The sequence below is a fragment of the Pseudonocardia sp. ICBG601 genome, assembly GCF_020496245.1.
The window spans coordinates 1-20,933 of sequence record NZ_JAHLJA010000061.1 but is presented as its reverse complement, the minus strand read 5'-3'; the positions used below and the strand labels follow the sequence as shown (position 1 = coordinate 20,933).

General features: G+C 71.9%; 17 protein-coding genes and 5 pseudogenes. 7 read left to right on the top strand and 15 right to left on the bottom strand.

Going from position 1 to position 20,933, the window contains the following annotated elements:
• Positions 1 to 27: 27 nt before the first annotated feature.
• The 5 genes and pseudogenes from KPL57_RS66835 to KPL57_RS69900 form a co-directional block, all read right to left on the bottom strand.
• Positions 28 to 291 carry a DUF3500 domain-containing protein gene (locus KPL57_RS66835; RefSeq protein WP_264198307.1) on the bottom strand — a complete coding sequence of 88 codons (264 nt, stop codon included), beginning with the start codon at positions 289 to 291 and terminating at the stop codon, positions 28 to 30.
• Between the two features lie 67 nt (positions 292 to 358).
• Positions 359 to 2,253: pseudogene (acs, locus tag KPL57_RS19230) on the bottom strand (acetate--CoA ligase).
• A 51-nt stretch (positions 2,254 to 2,304) separates the two neighbouring features.
• Entirely contained in the window at positions 2,305 to 3,393 is a 1,089-nt protein-coding gene (locus KPL57_RS19225; RefSeq protein WP_226352635.1) for a DUF3500 domain-containing protein, read from the bottom strand.
• Between the two features lie 28 nt (positions 3,394 to 3,421).
• Positions 3,422 to 4,117 (bottom strand): response regulator transcription factor, encoded by a 696-nt coding sequence (locus tag KPL57_RS19220; protein WP_226352634.1) that lies wholly within the window; start codon positions 4,115 to 4,117, stop codon positions 3,422 to 3,424.
• Complete coding sequence (locus tag KPL57_RS69900; RefSeq protein ID WP_226352633.1) at positions 4,114 to 5,304, bottom strand: histidine kinase; 1,191 nt, start codon at positions 5,302 to 5,304, stop codon at positions 4,114 to 4,116. Before KPL57_RS69900 ends, KPL57_RS19220 begins: the two co-directional genes overlap by 4 nt.
• Positions 5,305 to 5,474: 170 nt before the next feature.
• Between KPL57_RS69900 and KPL57_RS19210 the strand changes: the two genes are divergently transcribed.
• On the top strand, positions 5,475 to 5,744 hold the full coding sequence (locus KPL57_RS19210) for a hypothetical protein (protein ID WP_226352632.1): 270 nt from the start codon (positions 5,475 to 5,477) through the stop codon (positions 5,742 to 5,744).
• Positions 5,745 to 5,814: 70 nt separating this feature from the next.
• On the opposite strand, the gene KPL57_RS19205 is transcribed toward KPL57_RS19210, so the two are convergent.
• Genes KPL57_RS19205 through KPL57_RS19190 form a run of 4 tightly spaced genes read right to left on the bottom strand, consistent with a single transcriptional unit; the run spans position 5,815 to position 9,780 of the window.
• Positions 5,815 to 8,166, bottom strand: coding sequence for an excinuclease ABC subunit UvrA (locus KPL57_RS19205; RefSeq protein ID WP_226352631.1), 2,352 nt, complete (start codon positions 8,164 to 8,166; stop codon positions 5,815 to 5,817).
• 23 nt (positions 8,167 to 8,189) lie between these two features.
• Entirely contained in the window at positions 8,190 to 8,609 is a 420-nt protein-coding gene (locus tag KPL57_RS19200; RefSeq protein ID WP_043280718.1) for a VOC family protein, read from the bottom strand.
• Positions 8,610 to 8,614: 5 nt separating this feature from the next.
• Positions 8,615 to 9,016, bottom strand: coding sequence for a helix-turn-helix transcriptional regulator (locus KPL57_RS19195; RefSeq protein WP_226352646.1), 402 nt, complete (start codon positions 9,014 to 9,016; stop codon positions 8,615 to 8,617).
• 38 nt (positions 9,017 to 9,054) lie between these two features.
• A complete protein-coding gene (locus tag KPL57_RS19190) occupies positions 9,055 to 9,780 on the bottom strand; it encodes an alpha/beta fold hydrolase (protein ID WP_226352630.1) in 726 nt (241 codons plus the stop codon).
• On the opposite strand from KPL57_RS19190, the pseudogene KPL57_RS72325 reads away from it, so the two are divergent.
• The 5 genes and pseudogenes from KPL57_RS72325 to KPL57_RS19170 form a co-directional block, all read left to right on the top strand.
• Positions 9,779 to 10,666, top strand: a pseudogene (locus KPL57_RS72325) (NAD(P)/FAD-dependent oxidoreductase); the annotation flags it as partial. The gene KPL57_RS19190 and the pseudogene KPL57_RS72325 sit on opposite strands and share 2 nt — an antisense overlap.
• 33 nt (positions 10,667 to 10,699) lie before the next feature.
• A pseudogene (locus KPL57_RS72320) lies at positions 10,700 to 11,609 on the top strand (IS5 family transposase); the annotation flags it as partial.
• 126 nt (positions 11,610 to 11,735) lie between these two features.
• The gene (locus KPL57_RS19180) at positions 11,736 to 11,972 is read left to right on the top strand and encodes a zinc ribbon domain-containing protein (protein ID WP_226352628.1); all 237 of its coding nucleotides are present in this window, start codon (positions 11,736 to 11,738) and stop codon (positions 11,970 to 11,972) included.
• Positions 11,973 to 12,139: 167 nt separating this feature from the next.
• A complete protein-coding gene (locus tag KPL57_RS19175) occupies positions 12,140 to 12,796 on the top strand; it encodes a hypothetical protein (protein ID WP_226352627.1) in 657 nt (218 codons plus the stop codon).
• On the top strand, positions 12,793 to 13,419 hold the full coding sequence (locus KPL57_RS19170; RefSeq protein WP_226352626.1) for an HNH endonuclease: 627 nt from the start codon (positions 12,793 to 12,795) through the stop codon (positions 13,417 to 13,419). Before KPL57_RS19175 ends, KPL57_RS19170 begins: the two co-directional genes overlap by 4 nt.
• A gap of 27 nt (positions 13,420 to 13,446) precedes the next feature.
• Here the strand turns inward: KPL57_RS19170 and KPL57_RS19165 are convergent, their stop codons facing one another.
• The 5 genes from KPL57_RS19165 to KPL57_RS19145 form a co-directional block, all read right to left on the bottom strand.
• Positions 13,447 to 14,451, bottom strand: a complete 1,005-nt coding sequence (locus KPL57_RS19165) for an ABC transporter ATP-binding protein (protein WP_226352625.1) — start codon at positions 14,449 to 14,451, stop codon at positions 13,447 to 13,449.
• On the bottom strand, positions 14,448 to 15,422 hold the full coding sequence (locus tag KPL57_RS19160) for an ABC transporter ATP-binding protein (protein ID WP_226352624.1): 975 nt from the start codon (positions 15,420 to 15,422) through the stop codon (positions 14,448 to 14,450). Before KPL57_RS19160 ends, KPL57_RS19165 begins: the two co-directional genes overlap by 4 nt.
• The gene (locus KPL57_RS19155; protein ID WP_226352623.1) at positions 15,419 to 16,357 is read right to left on the bottom strand and encodes an ABC transporter permease; all 939 of its coding nucleotides are present in this window, start codon (positions 16,355 to 16,357) and stop codon (positions 15,419 to 15,421) included. The genes KPL57_RS19160 and KPL57_RS19155 overlap by 4 nt, the downstream gene beginning before the upstream one ends.
• A complete protein-coding gene (locus KPL57_RS19150) occupies positions 16,350 to 17,276 on the bottom strand; it encodes an ABC transporter permease (protein ID WP_043281097.1) in 927 nt (308 codons plus the stop codon). The genes KPL57_RS19155 and KPL57_RS19150 overlap by 8 nt, the downstream gene beginning before the upstream one ends.
• A gap of 75 nt (positions 17,277 to 17,351) precedes the next feature.
• Positions 17,352 to 18,962 (bottom strand): ABC transporter substrate-binding protein, encoded by a 1,611-nt coding sequence (locus KPL57_RS19145; RefSeq protein ID WP_226352622.1) that lies wholly within the window; start codon positions 18,960 to 18,962, stop codon positions 17,352 to 17,354.
• Between the two features lie 285 nt (positions 18,963 to 19,247).
• Here KPL57_RS19145 and KPL57_RS19140 point away from each other — a divergent pair.
• Positions 19,248 to 20,035, top strand: a pseudogene (locus tag KPL57_RS19140) (transposase family protein).
• A 93-nt stretch (positions 20,036 to 20,128) separates the two neighbouring features.
• Here the strand turns inward: KPL57_RS19140 and KPL57_RS19135 are convergent.
• Positions 20,129 to 20,785, bottom strand: a pseudogene (locus KPL57_RS19135) (IS30 family transposase); the annotation flags it as partial.
• Positions 20,786 to 20,933 lie beyond the last annotated feature (148 nt).

Below are 20,933 nucleotides of genomic sequence, written 5' to 3'. Positions count from 1 at the left end.
CTCTCAGCCCCATCACCGTCGCGACGGTCACGTACGCCCCCGCGACAGCCCCGAGCCGACGAGCTTCATCGCGGCCCGCTGCTGCGGCGGGAGCTGGTCGTGGAAGGTCAGTCCACCGTGGTCAGTGGGGGTGTAGAACCAGCGGCGGCGCTCGGCGTCGGCGTCGTCGTCACCGGTCGGGGCGTGCCCGACGGCCGTCTCCTGCCGGCCCGGGTCGAGGGTGTCGAGCCAGGCACGCGCGGCCTCGGCCATCGCGGTCGCCGTCTCGCGGGTGTCCGCAGCACCGATCATGCCGCGAGACGCTAGCGACTCCGGGCAGACTCCACCGGGAGGACGGCTACGTCGACCACGGCCCGACTCAGGTCCGGCGGTACCCGGCCGCCAGCTCCACGAAGGCGGCCGGGTCCACCAGCGACGTCGTGTCGCCGGGCTCGCGCCCGGCGGTCACGTCGAGCAGCAGCCGTCGCATGATCTTGCCCGACCGGGTCTTCGGCAGCTCCGCGACGAGGACGACCTCGCGGGGCCGGGCGACCGGCCCCAGTTCCCGGGCCACGTGCGCCCGCAGCTGTTCGGTCAGCCCGTCGGTCGGGCCGTCGGTGACGGTCACGAACGCGACCACGGCCTGCCCGGTCGTCGGGTCCGGCGCCCCGACCACGCCCGCCTCGGCGACCCGTGGGTGGCTCACCAGCGCGGACTCCAGCTCGATCGAGCCGAGCCGGTGGCCCGAGACGTTCATGACGTCGTCGATGCGGCCCTGCAGCGTCACGTAGCCGTGCTCGTCGATCACCGCGCCGTCCGCCTTGTACCAGCCCTGCTCGGCGTAGTCGGCGAAGTAGGACGCGCGGAACCGCTCGGGGTCGCCCCAGACCGTGCGCGCCATCGACGGCCACGGACGGTCGATCACCAGGATGCCGCCCTCGCCGGGGGCGCAGGTGCGCCCGTCACGGTCGACCACCCGCACCGACAGGCCCGGCAGCGGCCGGGTCGCCGAGCCCGGCACCAGCGGCGTCACCCCGGGCAGCGGCGCGCAGATCGCCGCGCCGGTCTCGGACTGCCACCAGGTGTCGACGATCGGGCAGCGGCCGCCGCCGATCACCTCGTGGAACCACCGCCAGGCCTCGGGGTTGATCGCCTCGCCGACGCTGCCGAGCAACCGCAGCGAGGACAGGTCGTGGCGCGCGGGCACCTCCGGACCCCACTTCATGTACGTCCGGACCAGGGTCGGCGCGGTGTAGTACACGGTGACGCCGTACCGGGCGATGATCTCGAAGTGCCGGCCCGGCTCGGGGGTGTCCGGGGTGCCCTCGTAGATCACCTGCGTGACACCGTTGGACAGCGGTCCGTAGACCTCGTAGGTGTGCGCGGTGACCCAGGCGAGGTCGGCGGTGCACCAGTAGACGTCGTCGGGCTTGTGGTCGAAGCAGGCCCACGCCGTCCAGGACGCCTGGGTGAGGTAGCCGCCCATGGTGTGCAGCAGGCCCTTGGGGTGCCAGTGGTGCCCGAGGTGTAGACGAGCATGAGCGGGCTCTCGGCCGGGTGCGCCTGCGCCTCGTGGACCTCGGGTGCGGTGTCGACGACGTCGTGCCACCACACGTCGCGGCCGGGGGTCCAGTCGACCTCCGAGCCGGTCCGCCGGATGACCAGCACGTGCTCCAGCGAGTCCACCCCGGACGCGGCCTCGTCGGCGTTGGCCTTGACCGGGACGGCCTTCCCGCGGCGGTACTGGCCGTCGGTGGTGACCAGCAGCTTCGCGGCACCGTCGGTGATCCGGAACCGCAGCGCGGACGGGGAGAACCCGCCGAAGACCAACGAGTGGACCGCCCCGATCCGGGCGCAGGCGAGCATCACGACGACGGTCTCGACCAGCACCGGCAGGTACACGACGACCACGTCGCCGCGCCCGACCCCGAGCGCGGTGAGCGCGTGCGCACAGCGGGCGACCTCGCGCTGCAGGTCGGCGTAGGTGACGGTGCGCCGGTCCCCCGGCTCGCCCTCCCAGTACAGCGCGACCTTGTCCCCCGCACCGGCCTCGACGTGCCGGTCGACGCAGTTGCGCGCGACGTTCAGGGTGCCGTCGGCGAACCAGGTGACCTCGGGCCACCTGCTGCCGTCGTAGCCCTGCTCGGGCACGCGGTCCCACTCCAGCCGGCGGGCCTGCGCACACCAGAACGCCTCGGGGTCGGCGGCCGCCTGGTCGTAGGTGGCGGCGGTGACGTTGGCGTGCGCGGCGAGGTCGGGCGGGGGCGGGTACATGCCCCGATCCTCACCGCCGGGCCCCCGCGGCGCAGGCCGTCGTGAGGGGACTCACCGGTGGGCGAAGGCCCGGTGGTGGTCGTCGAGCAGGTCCACGCCGAAGTCGTTCTCCGGGTCCCGCCACACCGAGTGGGCGTGGTCCGCGCCGCCCTGGGTGTTGTCCCACTCCAGCAGCAGCCGCGGCCCCTGCAGCCGGTGGTAGTGCGGCTCCCCCGCCTCCAGCGAGCCCGCCCAGGCCACGTGGACCTCGTCGAGGGCGGTGTCGTCGTCGTAGCGGGCGGCGGGTGAGACCCCAGCCGGCGCCCGGTCGAGGTAGGCCGAGAGCAGTCGGCGCAGCAGGGCACGGCCGCGGTCGTCGAGCGCGTTCGCCGGGAGCCCGCGCGGCACACCGGTCAGCGCGACGGCCTCGGTCCCCTCGACCGGGTCCACCGGGCCGGGTGGGCTCTCCCGTCGGATCGCCGAGGTCGGCAGCGGCCGGTCGCCCGGCGCGACCAGCGGCCGGTTCGCCGTCACCAGGTCCGGTGGGGCCCCGCCGGGCAGGACCACGGTCTCCAGGAGCTCGGGTGGCAGGCCGCGGACGATCTCCCGCGCCAGGTCCTCGGTCGGTCCGAGCGGTCGCGCCACCCCTCCGCCGAGCAGCGGCGTCGTCGCCGGGTTCGCGCCGAGGAAGCACGGCGTGGCCGCGGCCACCCGCCCGTCCACGACGAGTGCGTTCACCGACACGTGGTGGCCGCCGAAGCGCCAGCCCCAGGTGCGTCCGCCCGGGTCGCCGAACACCCGCAGGTAGTAGAGCGCCGGGTCCCGGAACCGCTCCCGGTACGGGCGGGTCGGCCAGTCCTGCGCCCGGTCCAGGACGTTCTCCAGCCCCATGATCGTCGCCACGGTGGCGTAGCCGGCCTCGGACAGCCCCGACGCGACCAACCGCATCGCGCGCTGCTGCTGGACCGCGGTCTGGGCCGCGAGGGGCAGTCCACCGTGGTCGGTGGGGGTGTAGAACCAGCGACGGCGCTCGGCGTCGGCCCCCGCGTCACCGGTCGGGCCGGCGCCCCGGGCGGGGCCGAGCCGGTCGTCGTCCAGGGTGTCCAGCCAGGCCGCGGCCGCGTCCGCCATCGCCCCGGCGACCGTCTCGCTCGTCGTCACCCCGGCCACGCTAGTGGGCCGGGCGGGGTCAGTCCGTCGCGTCGCGGACGAGCAGCGCGATCTGCACCCGGTTGTCCAGGCCGAGTTCGCGGAGCAACCGGGAGACGTAGGACTTCACCGTCGCCACCGACATGTGCAGCTCGGCGGCGATGTCGGCGTTGGAGCCACCCCTGGCGACGGCCTCGGCGACGTCGCGCTCCCGGTCGGCGAGCCGGTCGAGCCGGGCCCGGGCGGCGCGCCGGCGGTCGACCGACCCGGCGCCGCCGCCGCGGACGATGCCGATCAGCCGCCGGGTGATCGCCGGGGACAGCACGGCGTCGCCGTCGGCGGCGGCGCGGACGGCGTCGACGATCCCCTCGGGCGCGGCGTCCTTGAGCAGGAACCCGCTCGCCCCGGCGCGCAACGCCCGTACGACGTGCTCGTCGGCGTCGAACGTGGTCAGCACGACGACGGTCGGGGCGTCGGGCCGCGACGTCACCTCCCGGGTCGCCGCGACGCCGTCGACGCGACGCATCCGCAGGTCCATCAGCACCACGTGCGGCCGCCCCGCGGCGACGGCGGCAGGCACCTCGTCGCCGTCACCGGCGTCGCCGACCACCTGGATGCGCCGCACCGGTCCGGTGCCGTCGCCGGGCAGCGCGTGCCCGTCGAGCATCACCCGCAGGCCGGAGCGGACGAGCGGGTCGTCGTCGACGAGCAGCACCCGGATCGCGGTCGCGGTCATTCCGTCTCCTCCCGCCACGGCAGCACCGCGCGCAGCTGGTGGCCCGACGGCGTCGGGCCGTGGGTCAGCGTCCCGCCGGCGAGGGTCTCGACCCGCTCGCGCAGCCCGACCAGGCCGGTCCCGGCACCCTCGGGTGTCGTCCCCGCCGCAGACGTCCCCGAGGTGACGGTGACGGTGAGGTCCCGGCCGGGCCGCCCGTCGAGGGCGACCTCCACAGGGGACCCTGGCGCGTGCCGGGCGGCATTGGTCAGGCCCTCGCGGACCACCCGGTGCACGACCCCGGCCAGCGGGCGCCCTGGCGGGCACACCGTCAGCAGCGCCGTCGACCGGAGACGGACGTCCGCACCGACCGCGCGGGCCTCGGCGACGAGCTCCTCGACCGCTCCGAGGTCCTCGATCTCGTCGGGCACGTCGCCGGTGGGCTCGTGCAGCACCTGCACGATCGTGCGGAGGTCCTCCATCGCGCGGTGCGTCGTGTCGCGCAGCACCTGCGCGGTCTCGCGCACGGTGCTGGCGGGCAGGTCCCCACGCAGCGCCAGCGCCCCTGCGTGCACCGACAGCAGCGACAGCCGGTGCCCGAGCCGGTCGTGCATCTCCCCGGCGATCCGGCGACGCTCGTCGGCGCGGGCCTGCTCCTCACGCACCGCCCGATCGGCCTCGGCGCGGGCGAGCCGCTCGCGCAGGTCGTGGACCATCGCGCGGCGGATCCCGGTCAGCAGGCCCGCGGTCGCCGAGATCCCCTGGAACGCGACGGCCCCGCCGAGCAGCACGAGCGCCGTGGCACCGTCGGGAGCGTCGCGGTACAGCGTGATCGCGGCCGTCCCGACCGCCAGGGCCAGCACCGGAAGCGTCTCCACCGCGCGGCGCCGGGTCGCGATCACGAACACCCCGACCAGCGGCAGGTAGGTGGCGACCGGCGACACCAGCGGCCCGAGCACGGCCACCACCGCGAACACCCGCGGCATGCGATAGCGCACCGCGATCGAGCCGATCATCAGCACGCCGACGACGAGCAGCGACCACTGCAGGGCCCCGGCGACGGCGTACGTCCCGACGACGGTCAGACCCCCGGCGAGCACCGCGACCATCAGCACGGCGGAGATCACGGCGGGACGGACCGGCACCCGTCGACCATAGGCGGCGGACCGGCGCCGTCCAGCAGGTTTCCGCTCGAACGGGACGGCCACCGGTCCACTCCTGTCTCCCGACCCCCCGGGATCGACGGTCAGCGTGCCGGGTGGGCCGCCGGTGGCGCACCCGCCGAAGGTCCTGCGCACCGCGACCGAAGTCGCCCGCGCCGCGTCACCCGGAGTCACGTCACCCGGAACGGGTCACCCGGAATGAGTACGATTCGGACATGCCGGAACCGCACAGCCACCGCGAGAGCGGGCAGCACGTCATCGAGCACGCGCTCGACCTCCTCGAGGCGGCCGACAAGGCGCAGGACTACCCCCAGGCGACCGACGGCCACACCGCCGCCACCGCCTACGCGGTGAGCGCGCTCTACCAGGAGATGCGCCACGGCGACGACCAGCTCGCGGCGCTCATCTCCGCGGTGCAGGAGCAGACCGCGGTGCTGCGCGAGATCCGGGACTCGTTGCGGGACGGGAGCCGCACCGGAGGGTGACCGGAGAGCGACGGCCCCGCCCGCGATCCGGTCCGGCCGGCCGCCGCGGACCTCGTGCCGCGGGGCGTCCTCAGGCGCCGACGTAGGCCGCCAGGTGCTCCCCGGTCAGCGTCGACCGGTCCACGACCAGCTCGGCCGGGGTCCCCTCGAACACCACGGTGCCGCCGTCGTGCCCGGCGCCGGGGCCCAGGTCGATGATCCGGTCGGCGTGTGCCATCACGGCCTGGTGGTGCTCGATGACGATCACCGAGCGGCCGCCGTCGACGATCCGGTCGAGCAGCGCGAGCAGCTGCTCGACGTCGGCCAGGTGCAGCCCGGTCGTCGGCTCGTCGAGCACGAAGGTCCCCCCGGACTCCCCCAGGTGCACCGCCAGCTTGAGCCGCTGGCGCTCCCCGCCGGACAGCGTCGTCAGCGGCTGGCCCAGGGTGAGGTAGCCGAGCCCGACGTCGGCGAGGCGCTCCAGGATCCTGTGCGCGGCCGGCGTGCGGGCCTCGCCGGCCCCGAAGAACTTCTCCGCCTCGGCGACCGGCATGGCGAGGACCTCGCTGATGTCGCGCCCGCCGAAGGTGTAGCCGAGCACCGAGGCGTCGAAGCGGCGGCCGTCGCAGACGTCGCAGGTGGTGGCGACCCCGGCCATCATCGCGAGGTCGGTGTAGACGACGCCGGCGCCGTTGCAGTTCGGGCAGGCGCCCTCGGAGTTGGCGCTGAACAGCGCGGGCTTGACGCCGTTGGCCTTCGCGAACGCCTTGCGGATCGGCTCCAGCAGCCCGGTGTAGGTGGCCGGGTTGCTGCGCCGCGATCCCTTGATCGCGCCCTGGTCGACGACGACCACCCCGTCGCGACCGGCGACCGACCCGTGGATCAGCGAGCTCTTGCCCGACCCGGCCACCCCGGTGACGACGGTGAGCACGCCCAGCGGCACGTCGACGTCGACGTCCCGCAGGTTGTGCCGGTTCGCCCGGCGGATCTCCAGGTACCCCGACGGGGTCCGGACGGTCGGCTTGAGCGTCGCCCGGTACTCCAGGTGGCGCCCGGTGAGCGTGCCGGAGCGGCGGAGCCCGTCGAGGTCGCCGGTGTAGACGACGTGGCCGCCGTCGGCGCCGGCCCGCGGCCCGAGGTCGACGACGTGGTCGGCGATCGCGATCGTCTCCGGCTTGTGCTCGACGACGAGCACGGTGTTGCCCTTGTCGCGCAGCCGCAGCAGCAGGTCGTTCAGCCGGGCGATGTCGTGCGGGTGCAGCCCGATGGTGGGCTCGTCGAAGACGTAGGTGACGTCGGTCAGCGACGACCCGAGATGCTTGATCATCTTGGTGCGCTGGGCCTCGCCGCCGGACAGCGACCCGGACGGCCGGTCCAGCGACAGGTAGCCGAGCCCGATCTCGACGAACGAGTCCAGGGTCGCGCGCAGCGAGGACAGCAGCGGGGCCAGGGAGGGCTCGTCGAGGCCACCGGCCCAGTCGGCGAGGTCGGAGATCTGCATGGCGCAGGCATCCGCGATGGAGATCCCCCGGATCTTCGACGACCGGGCGAGCTCGGAGAGCCGGGTGCCGTCGCAGTCCGGGCAGGTGCGGAACACGATGGCCCGGTCGACGAACGCCCTGATGTGCGGCTGCATCGCCTCGCGTTCCTTGGCCAGGAACGACTTCTGGATCCGCGGGATCAGCCCCTCGAAGGTGACGTTGACGCCGTCGACCTTGATCCGGGTGGCCTCCTTGTAGAGCAGGGCGTCGCGCTGGGGCTTGGTGAAGCTGCTGATCGGCTTGTCGCCGGGGAAGAAGCCGGAGTTGGCGAAGATCCGGCCGTACCAGCCGTCGACGGAGTAGTTCGGGATCGTCAGGGCGCCCTCGACGATCGACTTCGACTCGTCGAACAGGGCGGTGAGGTCGAAGTCGGACACCGAGCCGCGGCCCTCGCAGCGCGGGCAGGCGCCGCCGACGATCTCGAACTCGCGGCGCTGTTTGACCTGCTGGCCGTTCTTCCGGACGGTCACCGCACCCGAGCCGCTGATCGTCGCGACGTTGAAGGAGAACGCCTTGGCCGGGCCGGCGTAGGGCTTGCCGAGGCGGCTGAACAGGATCCGCAGCAGCGCCCCGACGTCGGTGGCGGTGCCGACAGTGGAGCGCACGTCGCCGCCCATCCGCTCCTGGTCGACGATGATCGCGGTGGTGAGGCCGTCGAGGACGTCGACGTCGGGGCGGCCCAGGTTCGGCATGAAGCCCTGGACGAACGCGCTGTAGGTCTCGTTGATCATCCGCTGGGACTCGGCGGCGATGGTCGAGAACACCAGGGAGCTCTTGCCCGAGCCGGACACCCCGGTGAACACCGTGAGCCGGCGCTTGGGCAGCTCGACGGAGATGTCGCGCAGGTTGTTCTCGCGCGCACCGTGCACGCGGATGAGGTCGTGACTGTCGGCTGCGTGCATGGTGGATCCCCCGTCCGGCCCGTTCAGGGCCGCTGCTGGATGCGGACCATCGTGCCCGCGGGGTCGCGGAAGGCACAGTCGCGCACCCCGTACGGCTGGTCGACCGGCTCCTGGACGACCTCGGCCCCGCTCGCCTGGAGCCTGTCGAACGCCGCGTCCAGGTCGTTACTGGCGAGCAGCACGGCGGTGTAGGTGCCCTTGGCCATCATCTCGGTGACGGTGCGGCGTTCCTCGTCGGTGATGCCGGGATCGGCGGCGGGCGGGGCGAGGACGAGCGAGACGTCGGGCTGCCCGGGCGGGCCGACGGTGAGCCAGCGCATCGTGCCCTGGCCGACGTCGAGGCGGACCTCGAAGCCGAGCGCGTCGCGGTAGAAGGCCAGCGACGCCTCCGGGTCGGTGTGCGGGAGGAAGCCGGCGTGGATCGTGATGGCGGGTGCGGTCATGGCGTTCACGCTAGGGAGGTCGGCGCCACCGTGGCTTCTCGATTCCTGACCGGTCGGGTGACCTGCTTCGCCACGCAGGCCGGGAGCCCCGCGGTCCCGTCGCGCACGGCGTCGCGGTACACGCTCGGCGACATTCCGACGAGCTCGGTGAACCGGGTGCTGAACGTGCCGAGCGAGGAGCCGCCGACCGCGAAGCACACCTCGGTGACGGTGAGGTCACCGCGGCGCAGCAGGGCCATCGCGCGCTCGATGCGCCGGGTCATCAGGTAGCTGTAGGGCGACTCACCGTAGGCCGCCCGGAACGCCCGCGACAGGTGCCCCGCCGAGACGTGCTCGGCCCGGGCGAGCTCGGTGACGTCCAGCGGGCTGGCGTACTCCCGGTCGATGCGGTCGCGCACCCGGCGCATCCGGACGAGCTCACGCAGCCGCCCGTCCTCGCGGTCGCTCACCGCAGGTGCTCCGCCAGCAGCGCCGCGACCTCGTCGGGGCGTTCGAGGTAGACCATGTGTCCGGTGTCGACGGGGGCGACGGTGAGGTCGTCGCCGAGCGCACTGCGGCAGGCGGCCAGCCAGTCGTCGGTGACGAAGTCGGCCCGCAGGGCTGGCACGACCAGTGTCGGGAGGCCGGCCCGCGGGACGGCGGCGGGGCGGGCCATCTCCGACCAGGCGGTGACGAAGGCCGCCCGGCTGTAGCGCCAGCGCCAGGCACCGTCGCGCTGTTCCAGGTGCTCGGCGACCTCGGCGTCGACGAGCGGTGCGGGCACACCGCTCCAGGACGCGGCCTTGGCGGCGCGGGCGGCGTCACGGGTCGCGAACCCCTCGTCGGCGCGGCCGGCCTCCGCGGACTCCAGCATGTCCTGCGGGTCCAGCCCGTGCGCCGGGTCGAGCAGCGCGAGGCGGGTGACGCGCTCGGGTGCGGTCCGCGCCAGCCGGGCCGCGACCGCTCCGCCGAAGGAGTGCCCGACCACGGCGACCCGCTCGACGTGCTGCTCGAGGTTCCACGGCGGGACCCACGGCGAACGGCCGTGCCCGCGCAGGTCGACGGAGATCCAGCGCAGGGTGGGCAGGGCGGCGAACAGCGGCGCGAACCGCAGGCCGTGGCCGGTGACACCGTGCACCGCGAGCACCGGCGGGCCCGCCGGGTCACCGGCGTGGTGGACATGCAGGGGCATGCACCCATTCTGCACTTTGCTATCTCGGCAACGATGTTTGCCGTCCTGTCCGGCCACTCGTCAGGCTGGGCACATGGACACAGCACAGCGCCACGACGTCGTCGTGATCGGCGGCGGCCCGGCCGGACTCAACGGGGCCATGATGCTCGCCCGCTCCCTGCGGTCGGTGGTCGCGGTCGACTCCGGCCTGCCCCGCAACGCACCGGCCACCGCCGCGCACGGCCTGTTCGCCCGCGACGGCGTCGCCCCGGCCGAGCTGCTCGCGACCGGCCGGGAGGAGGTCCGCCGCTACGGCGGGACGGTCGTCGACGGCGAGGTCGTCGGCGCCCGGCGCACCGACGACGGTTTCACGGTGACCCTCGCCGACGACACCACCCTCGACGCCCGGCGGCTGCTCGTCACCACCGGGCTGGTCGACGTGCTGCCGGAGATTCCGGGACTCGCGCAGGGGTGGGGCGCCGACGTCGTCCACTGCCCGTACTGCCACGGCTACGAGGTGCGTGACCGCCCGATCGCCGTCCTCGGGACCGCCCCCGGCTCCGCGCACCACGCGCTGCTGTTCCGGCAGCTCAGCGCGGACGTGGTCTACGTGTCGCACACGGTGGAGCCGACCGCGGAACAGTCGGAACGTTTCGCCGCGCTCGGCATCGCCGTCGTCGACGGGCCGGTGAGCGAGGTGGTGCGGGAGGACGGCGCGATCACCGGGCTGGTCACGCCGTCCGGTGTGCTGGCGCGCGAGGTCGTCGCGGTGGCGACCCGGCTGGAGGCCCGCGCCGGCTTCCTCGCCGAGCTGGGCCTGGTCCCGGTCGAGCACCCGAGAGGGGTGGGGCAGCACCTCGTCGCGGACCCGACGGGCCGCAGCACGGTCGAGGGCGTGTGGCTCGCGGGCAATGTCACCGATCTGAGAGCGTGTTTGGAAATGGTGGGTGTGTCGGGATGGTCGACACGGCTGGGGTGCTCCATCGTGGTCGGCATGCAGGAACGACCGCGCCGGTACCCCTCGGACACCAGTGATGCCCAGTGGGTGGTGATCGAGCCGTTGTTACCGCCGCTCGCGCGGCGGGGGCGGCCTGTTGCTCATGCTCGTCGGGACGTGCTGGACGCGATCTTGTATGTCGTGCGGACCGGGTGTGCCTGGCGGGCGTTGCCGGTGGACTTCCCGCCCTGGCAGACCGTCTACTGGTACTTCAACCAGTGGGAACAGCAGAAGGTCACCGAGAAGATCCTCCCGGTCGTGCGGGGGCAGTTACGTATCGCCGAGGGCCGTGATCCGGAGCCGAGTGCGGGGATCATCGATTCCCAGTCGGTCAAGGGCGCCGACACCGTCGGCCAGGACTCCCGCGGCTACGACGCCGGGAAGAAGACAGGCGGACGGAAACGGTTCATCGTGACCGACACCCTCGGTCTGCTGCTGACCACGATGGTGTGCTCGGCCTCGGTACAGGACCGCGACGGCGCCAAGCCGATCCTGCTCAACCTCTACCTGCGCACCAGGGTGCGGTTCGTCTACGCCGACGCCGGCTTCGCCGGGCGACTGCTCGACTGGGCCGCCACGATCCTGCAGACAACGATCGAGATCATCCGCAAGCCACCCGAGCAGCGCGGATTCACCGTCCTCCCACGAAGGTGGGTGGTCGAACGGACCCTGGCCTGGCTCACCGCACACCGACGCCTGGCCCGAGACTACGAACGCCACCCCACCACATCCGAAGCCATGATCCGCTGGGCCGCGATCAACACCATCACCCGCCGCATCGCCCGTGGATACCCCGCCACCCGCCAGCAGAAACACACGACACCCTCAACCCACTAGAATTTCCAAACACGCTCTGAGCGCGCAGGTGGGGGCCGCGGCGGCCGCGGGAGCGTTCGCGGGGGCCGCGATCAACGCCGACCTCGTCGAGGCCGGGGCGCTCGCCGCGCTGCGGGAGCTCGCACGCCCCTAACCTGGGGACGTGCTGGTCATCTTCGGGCTGTCGGGCAAGGAGCGCCCACTGGGCCTGGTCGCGCTGGGCTGCGGCACCTGCGGTCACCCGGGGCCGCAGCCCGCGGTGCACCGGCGGACCCGGTTCACGCTGTTCTTCGTCCCGGTCCTGCCGCTGCGCAGCCGCTACGAGATGCGCTGCCCCGTGTGCGGGGCGGGGCGGACGCTCTCCCGCGACGATGCCCGCCGGTACGGCGCACGGATCTGAGCGACGCGCTCGTCCGGCACGGGGCCTCCCCAGCTCCTGCCACCTGACGGGATCGGCCGGGCGCCACCGAGGCGACAGCTCGCTGCGGTACCACTCCCGCAGGTAGGGAGTTCGCGATCGCGAACGGAAACTAGCGATCGAACACCTGTTCGAGTAGCATCGATGAGGTGACCTCGACCCAGGAGCCACCCGCCCACGCCACCGGCGTGGGCTCCGGCAGGTTCCGCTCCGGTGACCTCGCCCTGATCCAGCTCCTGATCGACCAAGCGATCGGCGACGACACCACCCTGCTCTCCGAGGCCGACCTGATCGACGAGGTCCAGCAGATCGAGTCCGTCCAGGCCTCCCTCGCCGCACTGCAGGCGAGTCGGATCCGGGCGTTCGCCCGGGCCCACGTCGAGAACCACCTCACCGACGACCAGACCAACCGCTCCCGGGCCGACGTCGAGCGGCTCCACCGCAGTGTCGTCGCCCAGATCCAGCTCGCCTGCCGGGTCTCGACCGCCGAAGCCCGCACCCGCCTCGCCAACGCCCGCGACCTGCACACCGGACTCGACCACATCCGCGGCCTCCACACCGCCGGTGAGCTCAGCGCCGCCAAGGTCACCGCCATCGCCGTCGAACGCCGCGACCTCGACCCACACCAGCGCAGGCACCTCGACACCCGCCTCGCCGCACACGACCTCACCCGGCTCGGCATCGGCCGGCTCCGCGCCATGACCCGCCGCCTGGTCGCCGAAATCGCGCCCGAACGCTTCCGAGCCCGCGTCCACGCCGCCGCGGCCGAACGTCGGTCACCCTACGCCCGGCACCGGACGCGATGAGCTACCTCACCGCCTACATCCCCGTCGCACAGGGCGCCGCCTGCCTCGCCGCACTACAGAAAGCCTTCGTGCAGGTCCAGGTCGACCCGGCACCGTTGACCCGCAGCCGCGGACAGGTACTCGCCGACACATTGGTCGAACGCCTCACCGGACAGACCACCGCCACCGCGGTCAACCTCGAAGTCCAGGTCACCGTCCCCGTCCAGGCCCTGCTCGACCCCACCTCCCCACTCCCCGCAGAGATCCCCGGACTCGGACCCGTCCCGGCCGACCTGCTCGCCACCAGCGACGGCACCGCATCCCTGCGCCGGCTGCTCACCGACCAGGGCCTGGTCATCGGCGGCGACTCACGCCAACGCACCTTCACCGGACTCCTCGCCACACTCGTCAAAGCCCGAGCGAACAACCGGTGCACCGAGCCCTACTGCGACGCACCCCTCCGCCACATCGACCACATCCACCGCCACACCGACGGCGGACACACCGAACTGGAGAACGGCCGCGGAGTGTGCGAGTTCCACAACCACATCCGCGAACAACCCGGATGGCACGTCACCCGAACACCCGACGGGACCGTCCTCACGACCACACCCACCGGACACACCTACCGCGGACCGGACTGACCGCGGTGGGCCCGGGCACGGGCACCCTCAGGTCGGCAGCAGGTACTCCTCACTGGCGTGGTGGCAGGCGCTCGGGTGGTGCCCGCCCGGCCGCGTCACCAGCGGCGGCTCCTCGGTCGCGCAGATGTCGGTGGCCTTCCAGCAGCGCGTCCGGAACCGGCAGCCGCTCGGCGGATCCACCGGGCTCGGGACGTCACCGGTCAACCGGATCCGCGTGCGCCCCGCGCGCACCGACGGGTCAGGCACCGGCACCGCCGAGAGCAGCGCCTGGGTGTACGGGTGCGACGCCCGGGTGTAGATCTCGTCCTCGGTCCCGAGCTCCACCATCTTGCCCAGGTACATCACGCCGACCCGGTCGGACAGGTGCCGCACGACGGACAGGTCGTGGGCGATGAAGATGTAGGACAGCCCGAACTCGCGCTGCAGGTTCCCGAGCAGGTTCATCACCTGCGCCTGGATGGACACGTCGAGCGCGGAGACCGGCTCGTCGCACACGATGATCTCCGGGCGCAGCGCGAGCGCACGGGCGATCCCGATGCGCTGACGCTGCCCGCCGGAGAACTGGTGCGGGTAGCGGTTGACGAAGTCCGGGTTGAGCCCGACGACGTCGAGCAGCTCCTGCACCTTCGCCCGTCGCTCTCCCTTCGGCGCGACCTCCGGGTGGATCTCGAACGGCTCCCCGACGATGTCGGCGACCGTCATCCTCGGGTTCAGCGACGTGTACGGGTCCTGCAGCACGATCTGCATCTGCCGGCGCAGCGCCCGCAGCTCCGCCCCACGGCGGGCGAAGATGTCCTCGCCGTGGAAGCGCACCGAGCCCGACGTCGGCGGCTCCAGCCGCATCAGCACCTGGGCCAGGGTCGACTTCCCGCAGCCGGACTCGCCGACGATGCCCAGCGTCTCGCCCTTGTTCAGCGAGAACGAGACGCCGTCGACGGCACGCACGTGGCCGACGGTGCGTTTGACGACCGCACCGACCTTCACCGGGAAGTGCTTGACGAGGTCGGTGACCTCCAGAACGGGCTCGCTCATACGAGGTCCTCCGCGAACAGGCACGCCGACGCCCGCGCTCCGGGCAGCGGGATCAGCGGCGGGTCGGTACCGAGGCAGCTCTCCACCGCACGCGGGCAGCGCGGGTGGAACGGGCAGCCGTCGGGGATGGCGGTGAGCGTCGGCGGGAGCCCGGTGATCGCCCGCAGCTCGGTGCCCTTGCTGTCCAGCCGCGGGATCGACGCGAGCAGCGCCTCGGTGTACGGGTGGGCCGGATTCGCGAAGAGCTGGTGCACGTCGCCCTGTTCGACGATCCGGCCCGCGTACATCACCGCGATCCGGTCGGCGACCTCCGCGACGACACCCAGGTCGTGGGTGATGAGGACCAGCGCCATCTCCCGTTCGCGCTGGATCTCGGCGAGCAGGTCCATGATCTGGGCCTGCACGGTGACGTCGAGCGCGGTCGTCGGCTCGTCGGCGATGAGCACGTCGGGGTCGAGCGCCAGCGACATGGCGATCATGACGCGCTGGCGCATCCCCCCGGAGAACTCGTGCGGGAAGTTCGTGATCCGCTGCTTCGCCCCCGGGATGCCGACCAGGTCGAGCAGCTCGACGGCGCGGGTGCGGGCGTCGCGCCTGCTCATCCCGCGCCGCGTCCGCAGCTGCTCGCCGATCTGGAACCCGACGGTGAACACCGGGTTCAGCGCGGACAACGCGTCCTGGAAGATCATCGCGATGTTCTCGCCACGCAGCTCCCGGCGCCGCTCCTCGGTCGCGGTGAGCAGCTCCTCGCCGCGGTAGCGGACCGAGCCCGCGGTGACGGTCGCGGGCGGGGTCGGCAGGATGCCCATCACCGTGTTCGCGGTGACCGACTTACCGGAGCCGGACTCCCCCAGGACGGCGAGGGTCTCCCCCGCACGCACCTGGTAGCCGACGCCGTTCAGCACCCGGGCGACGCCGTCGCGGGTACTGAACTCGACGTGCAGGTCCTCCACCTCGAGCAGCGGGGTCATGACCGGCCCTTCGGGTCGAACGCGTCGCGCACGGCGTCGCCGAGCAGCACGAAGGCCAGCACGGTGACGACGAGGAACGCGCCGGGGAACAGGAGCAGGTGCGGCGAGGTCCGCAGGTAGCTCTGCGCCTCGCTGATCATCACGCCCCAGGAGACGACGGGGTCGCGCAGACCGACACCGAGGAACGACAGCGTGGCCTCCGCCCCGATGAACGCGCCGAGCGCGATCGTCGCGTACACCATCACCGGGGCGATGGTGTTGGGCAGCATGTGCCGCCAGATGATCCGCCACGGGCTCGCGCCGAGCGCGCGGGCGGCCTTGACGTAGTCCTGGCTCCGGGCGGCGATCGCGGCGGACCGCATGATCCGCATGACGATCGGCCAGGACAGCAGCCCGATCGTGCCGATCACCAGGCCGCTGATGCCGATCACGCTCTGCCCGACCGACGCGCGGAAGGTGGAGAGCACGACGATCGCGCCGAGGACGAACGGCACCCCGAAGAAGACGTCGGCGACGCGGGCGAGCAGCGAGTCGACCCAGCCGCCGGCGAACCCGGCGATCAGGCCCATGATGGAGCCGACCAGCACGACCGCCGTCGTCGCCAGCACCCCGACGACGATCGAGACGCGGGTGCCGTGGACGGTGCGTGCGTAGACGTCGCGGCCGAGGTGGTCGTAGCCGAACCAGGCCTGGGCCGACGGGTCCTGCCGGGCCCGGGACAGGTCGCCCGCGGTCGGGTCGACCGAGGTGAACAGCTGCGGGAACGCGGCCATGACCAGCAGGAACGCGATGAGGCCCGCCGCGACGAGGAACAGCGGCCGTCGGCGCAGGTCGTGCCAGGCGTCGCCGCTGAGGCTGCGGGTGCGGGCCGACACCTCGGCGCGGCCGTCGGTGGCGACGGGCTTGTCCGCGGTGGCGGTGGTGGGGTCAGTCAAGGCGGATCCTCGGGTCGAGCAGCGCGTAGGTGACGTCCACGACGAGGTTCGCGAGCAGGTAGACGATCACCAGCAGGACGACGACGCCGGTCACGACCACCCCGTCGAGCCGCTGGATGGAGCCGAAGATCAGCCCACCGATGCCGCGGATGTTGAAGATGCCCTCGGTGACGATCGCCCCGCCCATGAGCGTGCCGAAGTCGGCGCCGAGGAACGTGATCACCGGGATCGCCGAGTTGCGGGTCAGGTGGACCCCGACGACACGGCGCCGGCTCAGGCCCTTAGCGGTCGCGGTGCGGACGTAGTCGGCGCGCAGGTTCTCCGCGATCGACGTCCGGGTCAGCCGCGCGACGTAGGCCAGCGACAGGCTGCCGAGCACGTAGCCGGGCACGACCAGGTCCAGGAACCCCGGGTCGGCCGGGACGGTCGGCGGGACCAGGCCCAGCCGCAGCCCGAGGACGGACTGCAGCACGTAGCCGGTCACGAACACCGGCACCGCGACCAGGAACAGCGTCGCGGTGAGCACGACGTTGTCGAGGAAACCGCCGGGCCGCAGCCCGGTGAGCACGCCCGCGGTCAGGCCGATGACCGCCTGGATGACCAGCGCGACGATCGCGAGCTTGATCGTGACCGGGTAGGCGTTCGCGATCAGCGTCGCGACCTCCTGGCCGCGGAAGTTCTCGCCGAAGTCGCCCCGCAGCAGGTTGCCGAGATAGGTGAAGTACTGGACGACGATCGACCGGTCGAGCCCGTACTCCTCCCGCATGCGCTCGATGAACGCGGGCGGGCAGGCCTGGTCACCGCACTTGCCGGCGAGCGGGTCGCCGGGCAGCGCCCAGACCATGAAGTAGATGAGGAACGTGGTGCCGAGGAACACCGGCACCAGTTGCAGGAGTCGTCGCAGGACATAGCGCCCCACGGGTCACCTCCGGGTACGTGCGCCGGCGGCCGGGGATCGCCCGGCCGCCGGTGCGGGTGGTGGGGTGGGGCGGGATCAGCCCTGGACGGTCACGGTCTCCAGGTCGAGCTCACGGCCGTAGGTCATCTCGACGTTCTGCAGCCGTGGGGACCAGCCGAACTGCGCGGACTGGTCGTTGATCGCGACGGCCGGCATGTCCTGGATCAGGATGCGCTCGGCCTCGGCCCACAGCGCGTAGGCCTCCTCGGCGGTGGCCGCGGTCGAGCCCTGCTGGACCAGCGCGTCGAAGCGCGGGTTGGTGTAGCCGCTGTTGTTGTTCGCCGCACCCGTCGTGTACTGCGGCCGCAGCACGTACTCCATGGTCGGGGTCGAGGCGACCCAGCCGGAGCGGAAGATGCCGGTCAGGTTCTCCGCCCGGCGCTGCTCCAGGAACTCCGAGAAGGTCGGGACCGGGACGAAGTTGCAGGGCACGCCCAGGGTGTTGCTGATGCTGACGCAGGCGGCCTGCATCCACTCGCGGTTGATCGCGGAGTCCACGTTGGAGATCAGCTCGATCGGGCCGGTGAAGCCGGACGCGTCGAACTGCTGCTTGGCCCGCTGCGGGGAGAAGGTGCACAGCTCGCCGCACTGGTCGTCGACCTTGCCGGGCACACCCTCGGGGATGAAACCGGTGGCCGGCTTCACGAGTCCGTTGTAGACGTTGGCGATGATCGCCTCGCGGTCGACGGCCATCGAGATCGCCTGCCGCAGCTGCGGGTTCGCGTAGCGCTGGTCGTAGATCGGGAAGGTCATCGTGTTGATGCCGGCGTAGGGCTGGTTGCCGTTCCGGTCGGCCAGATCCTGCTGGTACAGGTTGTCGATCAGGAACGAGCCGGGGATGGCCTCCAGGAAGTCCAGGTTCCCGCTGACGACGTCCTGGTAGGCGGCCTCGCTGTCGGCGTAGAAGCGGAACTCGACGCCACCGACGGCGACCGGCTGCTCGCCGCCCCACTCGTCGTAGCGGGTCACGGTCACGTTCTGGTCCGGCACCCGGGACTCGAAGCGGAACGGGCCGTTGCCGACCGGGTTGGCCTCGAACGCGGCCGGGTCGGCGAAGAAGGACTCCGGCATCGGGTAGAACGCCACGTCGCCGAGGGTGTTGACGAAGATCGGCGACGGCGCGGACAGCGCCACGGTGAAGGTGCGCTCGTCGACGACGCGCAGCCCGGACATCGTCTGTGCGGTGGGTTCGCCCTCGTCCGGGTTGACCTGGTCGAACCCGGCGATGTTGGAGAAGAACTCCGAGCTGGACTGGGCGTTGGTCTTCAGCGCCACGTAGTTCCACGCGTCGACGAAGCTCTTCGCGGTGACGGGCGTGCCGTCGTGGAAGGTCCAACCGTCCTTGATCCGGATGGTCCAGTTCCGCGAGTCGGTCGACTCGATCGACTCGGCGACCTTGTTCTCCGGCTCGCCCTGCTGGTTGTAGTCGACCAGCCCGGACCACAGGGCGTCCAGGATCTTGCTACCGCCGGTCTCGCGAGTGTTGCCCGGCAGCAGCGCGTTCTCCGGCTCGGTGCCGAAGACCGAGATCGTGGGGGCGCCCTGGGCGTCGCCCGTGGTGCCGCCTCCCCCGCCGCCACAGGCGCTGAGCACCAGCGCGGAGGTCAGGGAGAGCGCGAGCAGCGCCGCGACTCGAGGTGATCGCATCAGAGTCCTGTCTGTCCGGGACGGCCGCGCCCTGCGTGGTGCGCAGGCGGCCGGTGCGGTTCGGTGGTGGGTCGCACGGTAACCACAGCATCCCGGTTCTCTGGTTACGAATCTATTGCGTCCGCCGTCATTGCACCGAGCGGCGCGCTCAGGCGGTGGAAGCACTGAGCCTTTCCCAACCTGTTTGTGCTGGTCAGGGGTGTGAGGTGCGTGGCTTGTCGTGAGATGGGTGGGGCTCCTGGTAGACGGATAGCTGTCGCGCCACCGCCTACCGAGGAGCCCCGCGTGTTGTCCTACCCATCCGGGATGTCGATGTCCACTCGCACGGTTCGTGTCCTGGCCGGGCTGCTGCGCGGACATCGTCGCCGGATCGGGACCCGGTGGCGGCTCCTGACCCCGGCCCGTCAGGCCCTGCTCGTGCTCGCGCACCTACGTAAGGGCGAGACCTACACCGACCTGGCCAGCGGATTCAGAGTCGGGAAGTCCACGGTGTCCCGGTATGTCGCCGAGGCGATCGGGCTGCTCGCTGCGCTCGCGCCGACCCTGGAGCAGGCCATCACGGTCGCGGCCGGGAAGGCGTTCGTGATCCTGGACGGGACGCTGCTGCGTATCGACCGGGTCGGCATGGGCTCGGGCTATGACCGGGCGTTCTATAGCGGGAAGCACAAGTGTCACGGGCTGAATGTGCAGGTCATCGCCGACCCCGCGGGTCGGCTGGTGTGGATCTCCCCGCCGCTACCGGGGGCACGGCACGACATGGGCGCTGCCCGGATCCACGGGATCATCGACGCGGTCAACACCACCGGGGTGCGGGCGGTCGCTGACACCGCCTACCAGGGCGGCGGTCCCGCGATCACCGTCCCGCACCGACGCCGACGCCGCGATCTCGACACCGGCCCCTGTCAGCGAATCAGAAGGCCGTCAACGCCGCTCACGCCCGACGGCGGGCACCGGGTGAGCGGGTCAACGCCGAGCTGAAGAACTGGAAGATCCTCCGCAAGATCCGCTCCAGCCCCTCCCAGGCTGCTCAGCTCGTCGCAGCGATCCAGACCCTCATGATCACCACCGCCTGACCAGCACAAACAGGTTGGGAAAGGCTCACTTGCCTCGATGAGTTCGCTGAATACCTCGGAGGGTTTCTTCCAGTCGAAGATTTTACGTGGTCGGTCGTTGATGTCGGCGGCGATCATGGACAGGTAGGTGGGGTCGGAGGGGATCTCCACGCCTTTGGGGAGGTACTCGCGCACGATGCGGTTGAGGTTCTCGTTGCTGCCGCGCTGCCAGGGAGAGCGCGGGCGAGCGAAGTAGACCGGCATCGAGCCCTTGGACACCACGTGGTGGGCGGCCATCTCGGCCCCGCAGTCCCAGGTCAGCGAGCGGCGCATCACCTCGGGGAGCCCAGCGGTCGCAGCGACCACCGCCCGGGTCACAGTGTGGGAGTCACGCCCGTGCAGCGGGACCAGGACCAGGAACCGCGAAGTGCGCTCCACCAGCGTCGCTACCGCGGTCTTACCTGCTTTACCGATGACCAGGTCGCCCTCCCAGTGCCCGGGCACCGCCCGCCCCTCAGCCTCAGTAGGTCGTTCATCGATGTAGGTCGGTTCGACGATCCGGGGAGCAGATGGAGGCCTACCGCCGCCACGACGGGCGGTCCGGCGGGTCCGTAACGCGATCAACTCGCGAGCCAGGGTGGACACCGGGGTGGCATAGACCCACTGGTAGATCGCCTCGTGAGACCTGACTTTGGTCACCCGAGCCTGGTTTCGCAGCTTGTACTGCGCTGAGCTGCGGTGATGTGTTTGCGCGGGAGCGGTGTGAGGCACTAATTCGGTGCTCTACGCTCGGTCAGGTGGCGTGGGTGAGGCGGGTACGGACGGCCTCCGGGGCGACCGCGGTCCAGATCGCCGAGTCCGTGCAGGGCCATCGACGGATCGTGGCCCATGTCGGGTCAGCGCACACCGAGGCCGAGCT

Coding starts and splice junctions, on each gene's coding strand:
- KPL57_RS19210 (WP_226352632.1), top strand. CDS start 5,475: ATGCCGGAACCGCACAGCCACCGCGAGAGCGGGCAGCACGTCATCGAG.
- KPL57_RS19170 (WP_226352626.1), top strand. CDS start 12,793: ATGAGCTACCTCACCGCCTACATCCCCGTCGCACAGGGCGCCGCCTGC.
- KPL57_RS19195 (WP_226352646.1), bottom strand. CDS start 9,016: ATGCGCCGGGTGCGCGACCGCATCGACCGGGAGTACGCCAGCCCGCTG.
- KPL57_RS19190 (WP_226352630.1), bottom strand. CDS start 9,780: ATGCCCCTGCATGTCCACCACGCCGGTGACCCGGCGGGCCCGCCGGTG.
- KPL57_RS19165 (WP_226352625.1), bottom strand. CDS start 14,451: ATGAGCGAGCCCGTTCTGGAGGTCACCGACCTCGTCAAGCACTTCCCG.
- KPL57_RS19200 (WP_043280718.1), bottom strand. CDS start 8,609: ATGACCGCACCCGCCATCACGATCCACGCCGGCTTCCTCCCGCACACC.
- KPL57_RS19145 (WP_226352622.1), bottom strand. CDS start 18,962: ATGCGATCACCTCGAGTCGCGGCGCTGCTCGCGCTCTCCCTGACCTCC.
- KPL57_RS19220 (WP_226352634.1), bottom strand. CDS start 4,117: ATGACCGCGACCGCGATCCGGGTGCTGCTCGTCGACGACGACCCGCTC.
- KPL57_RS19160 (WP_226352624.1), bottom strand. CDS start 15,422: ATGACCCCGCTGCTCGAGGTGGAGGACCTGCACGTCGAGTTCAGTACC.
- KPL57_RS19205 (WP_226352631.1), bottom strand. CDS start 8,166: ATGCACGCAGCCGACAGTCACGACCTCATCCGCGTGCACGGTGCGCGC.
- KPL57_RS66835 (WP_264198307.1), bottom strand. CDS start 291: ATGATCGGTGCTGCGGACACCCGCGAGACGGCGACCGCGATGGCCGAG.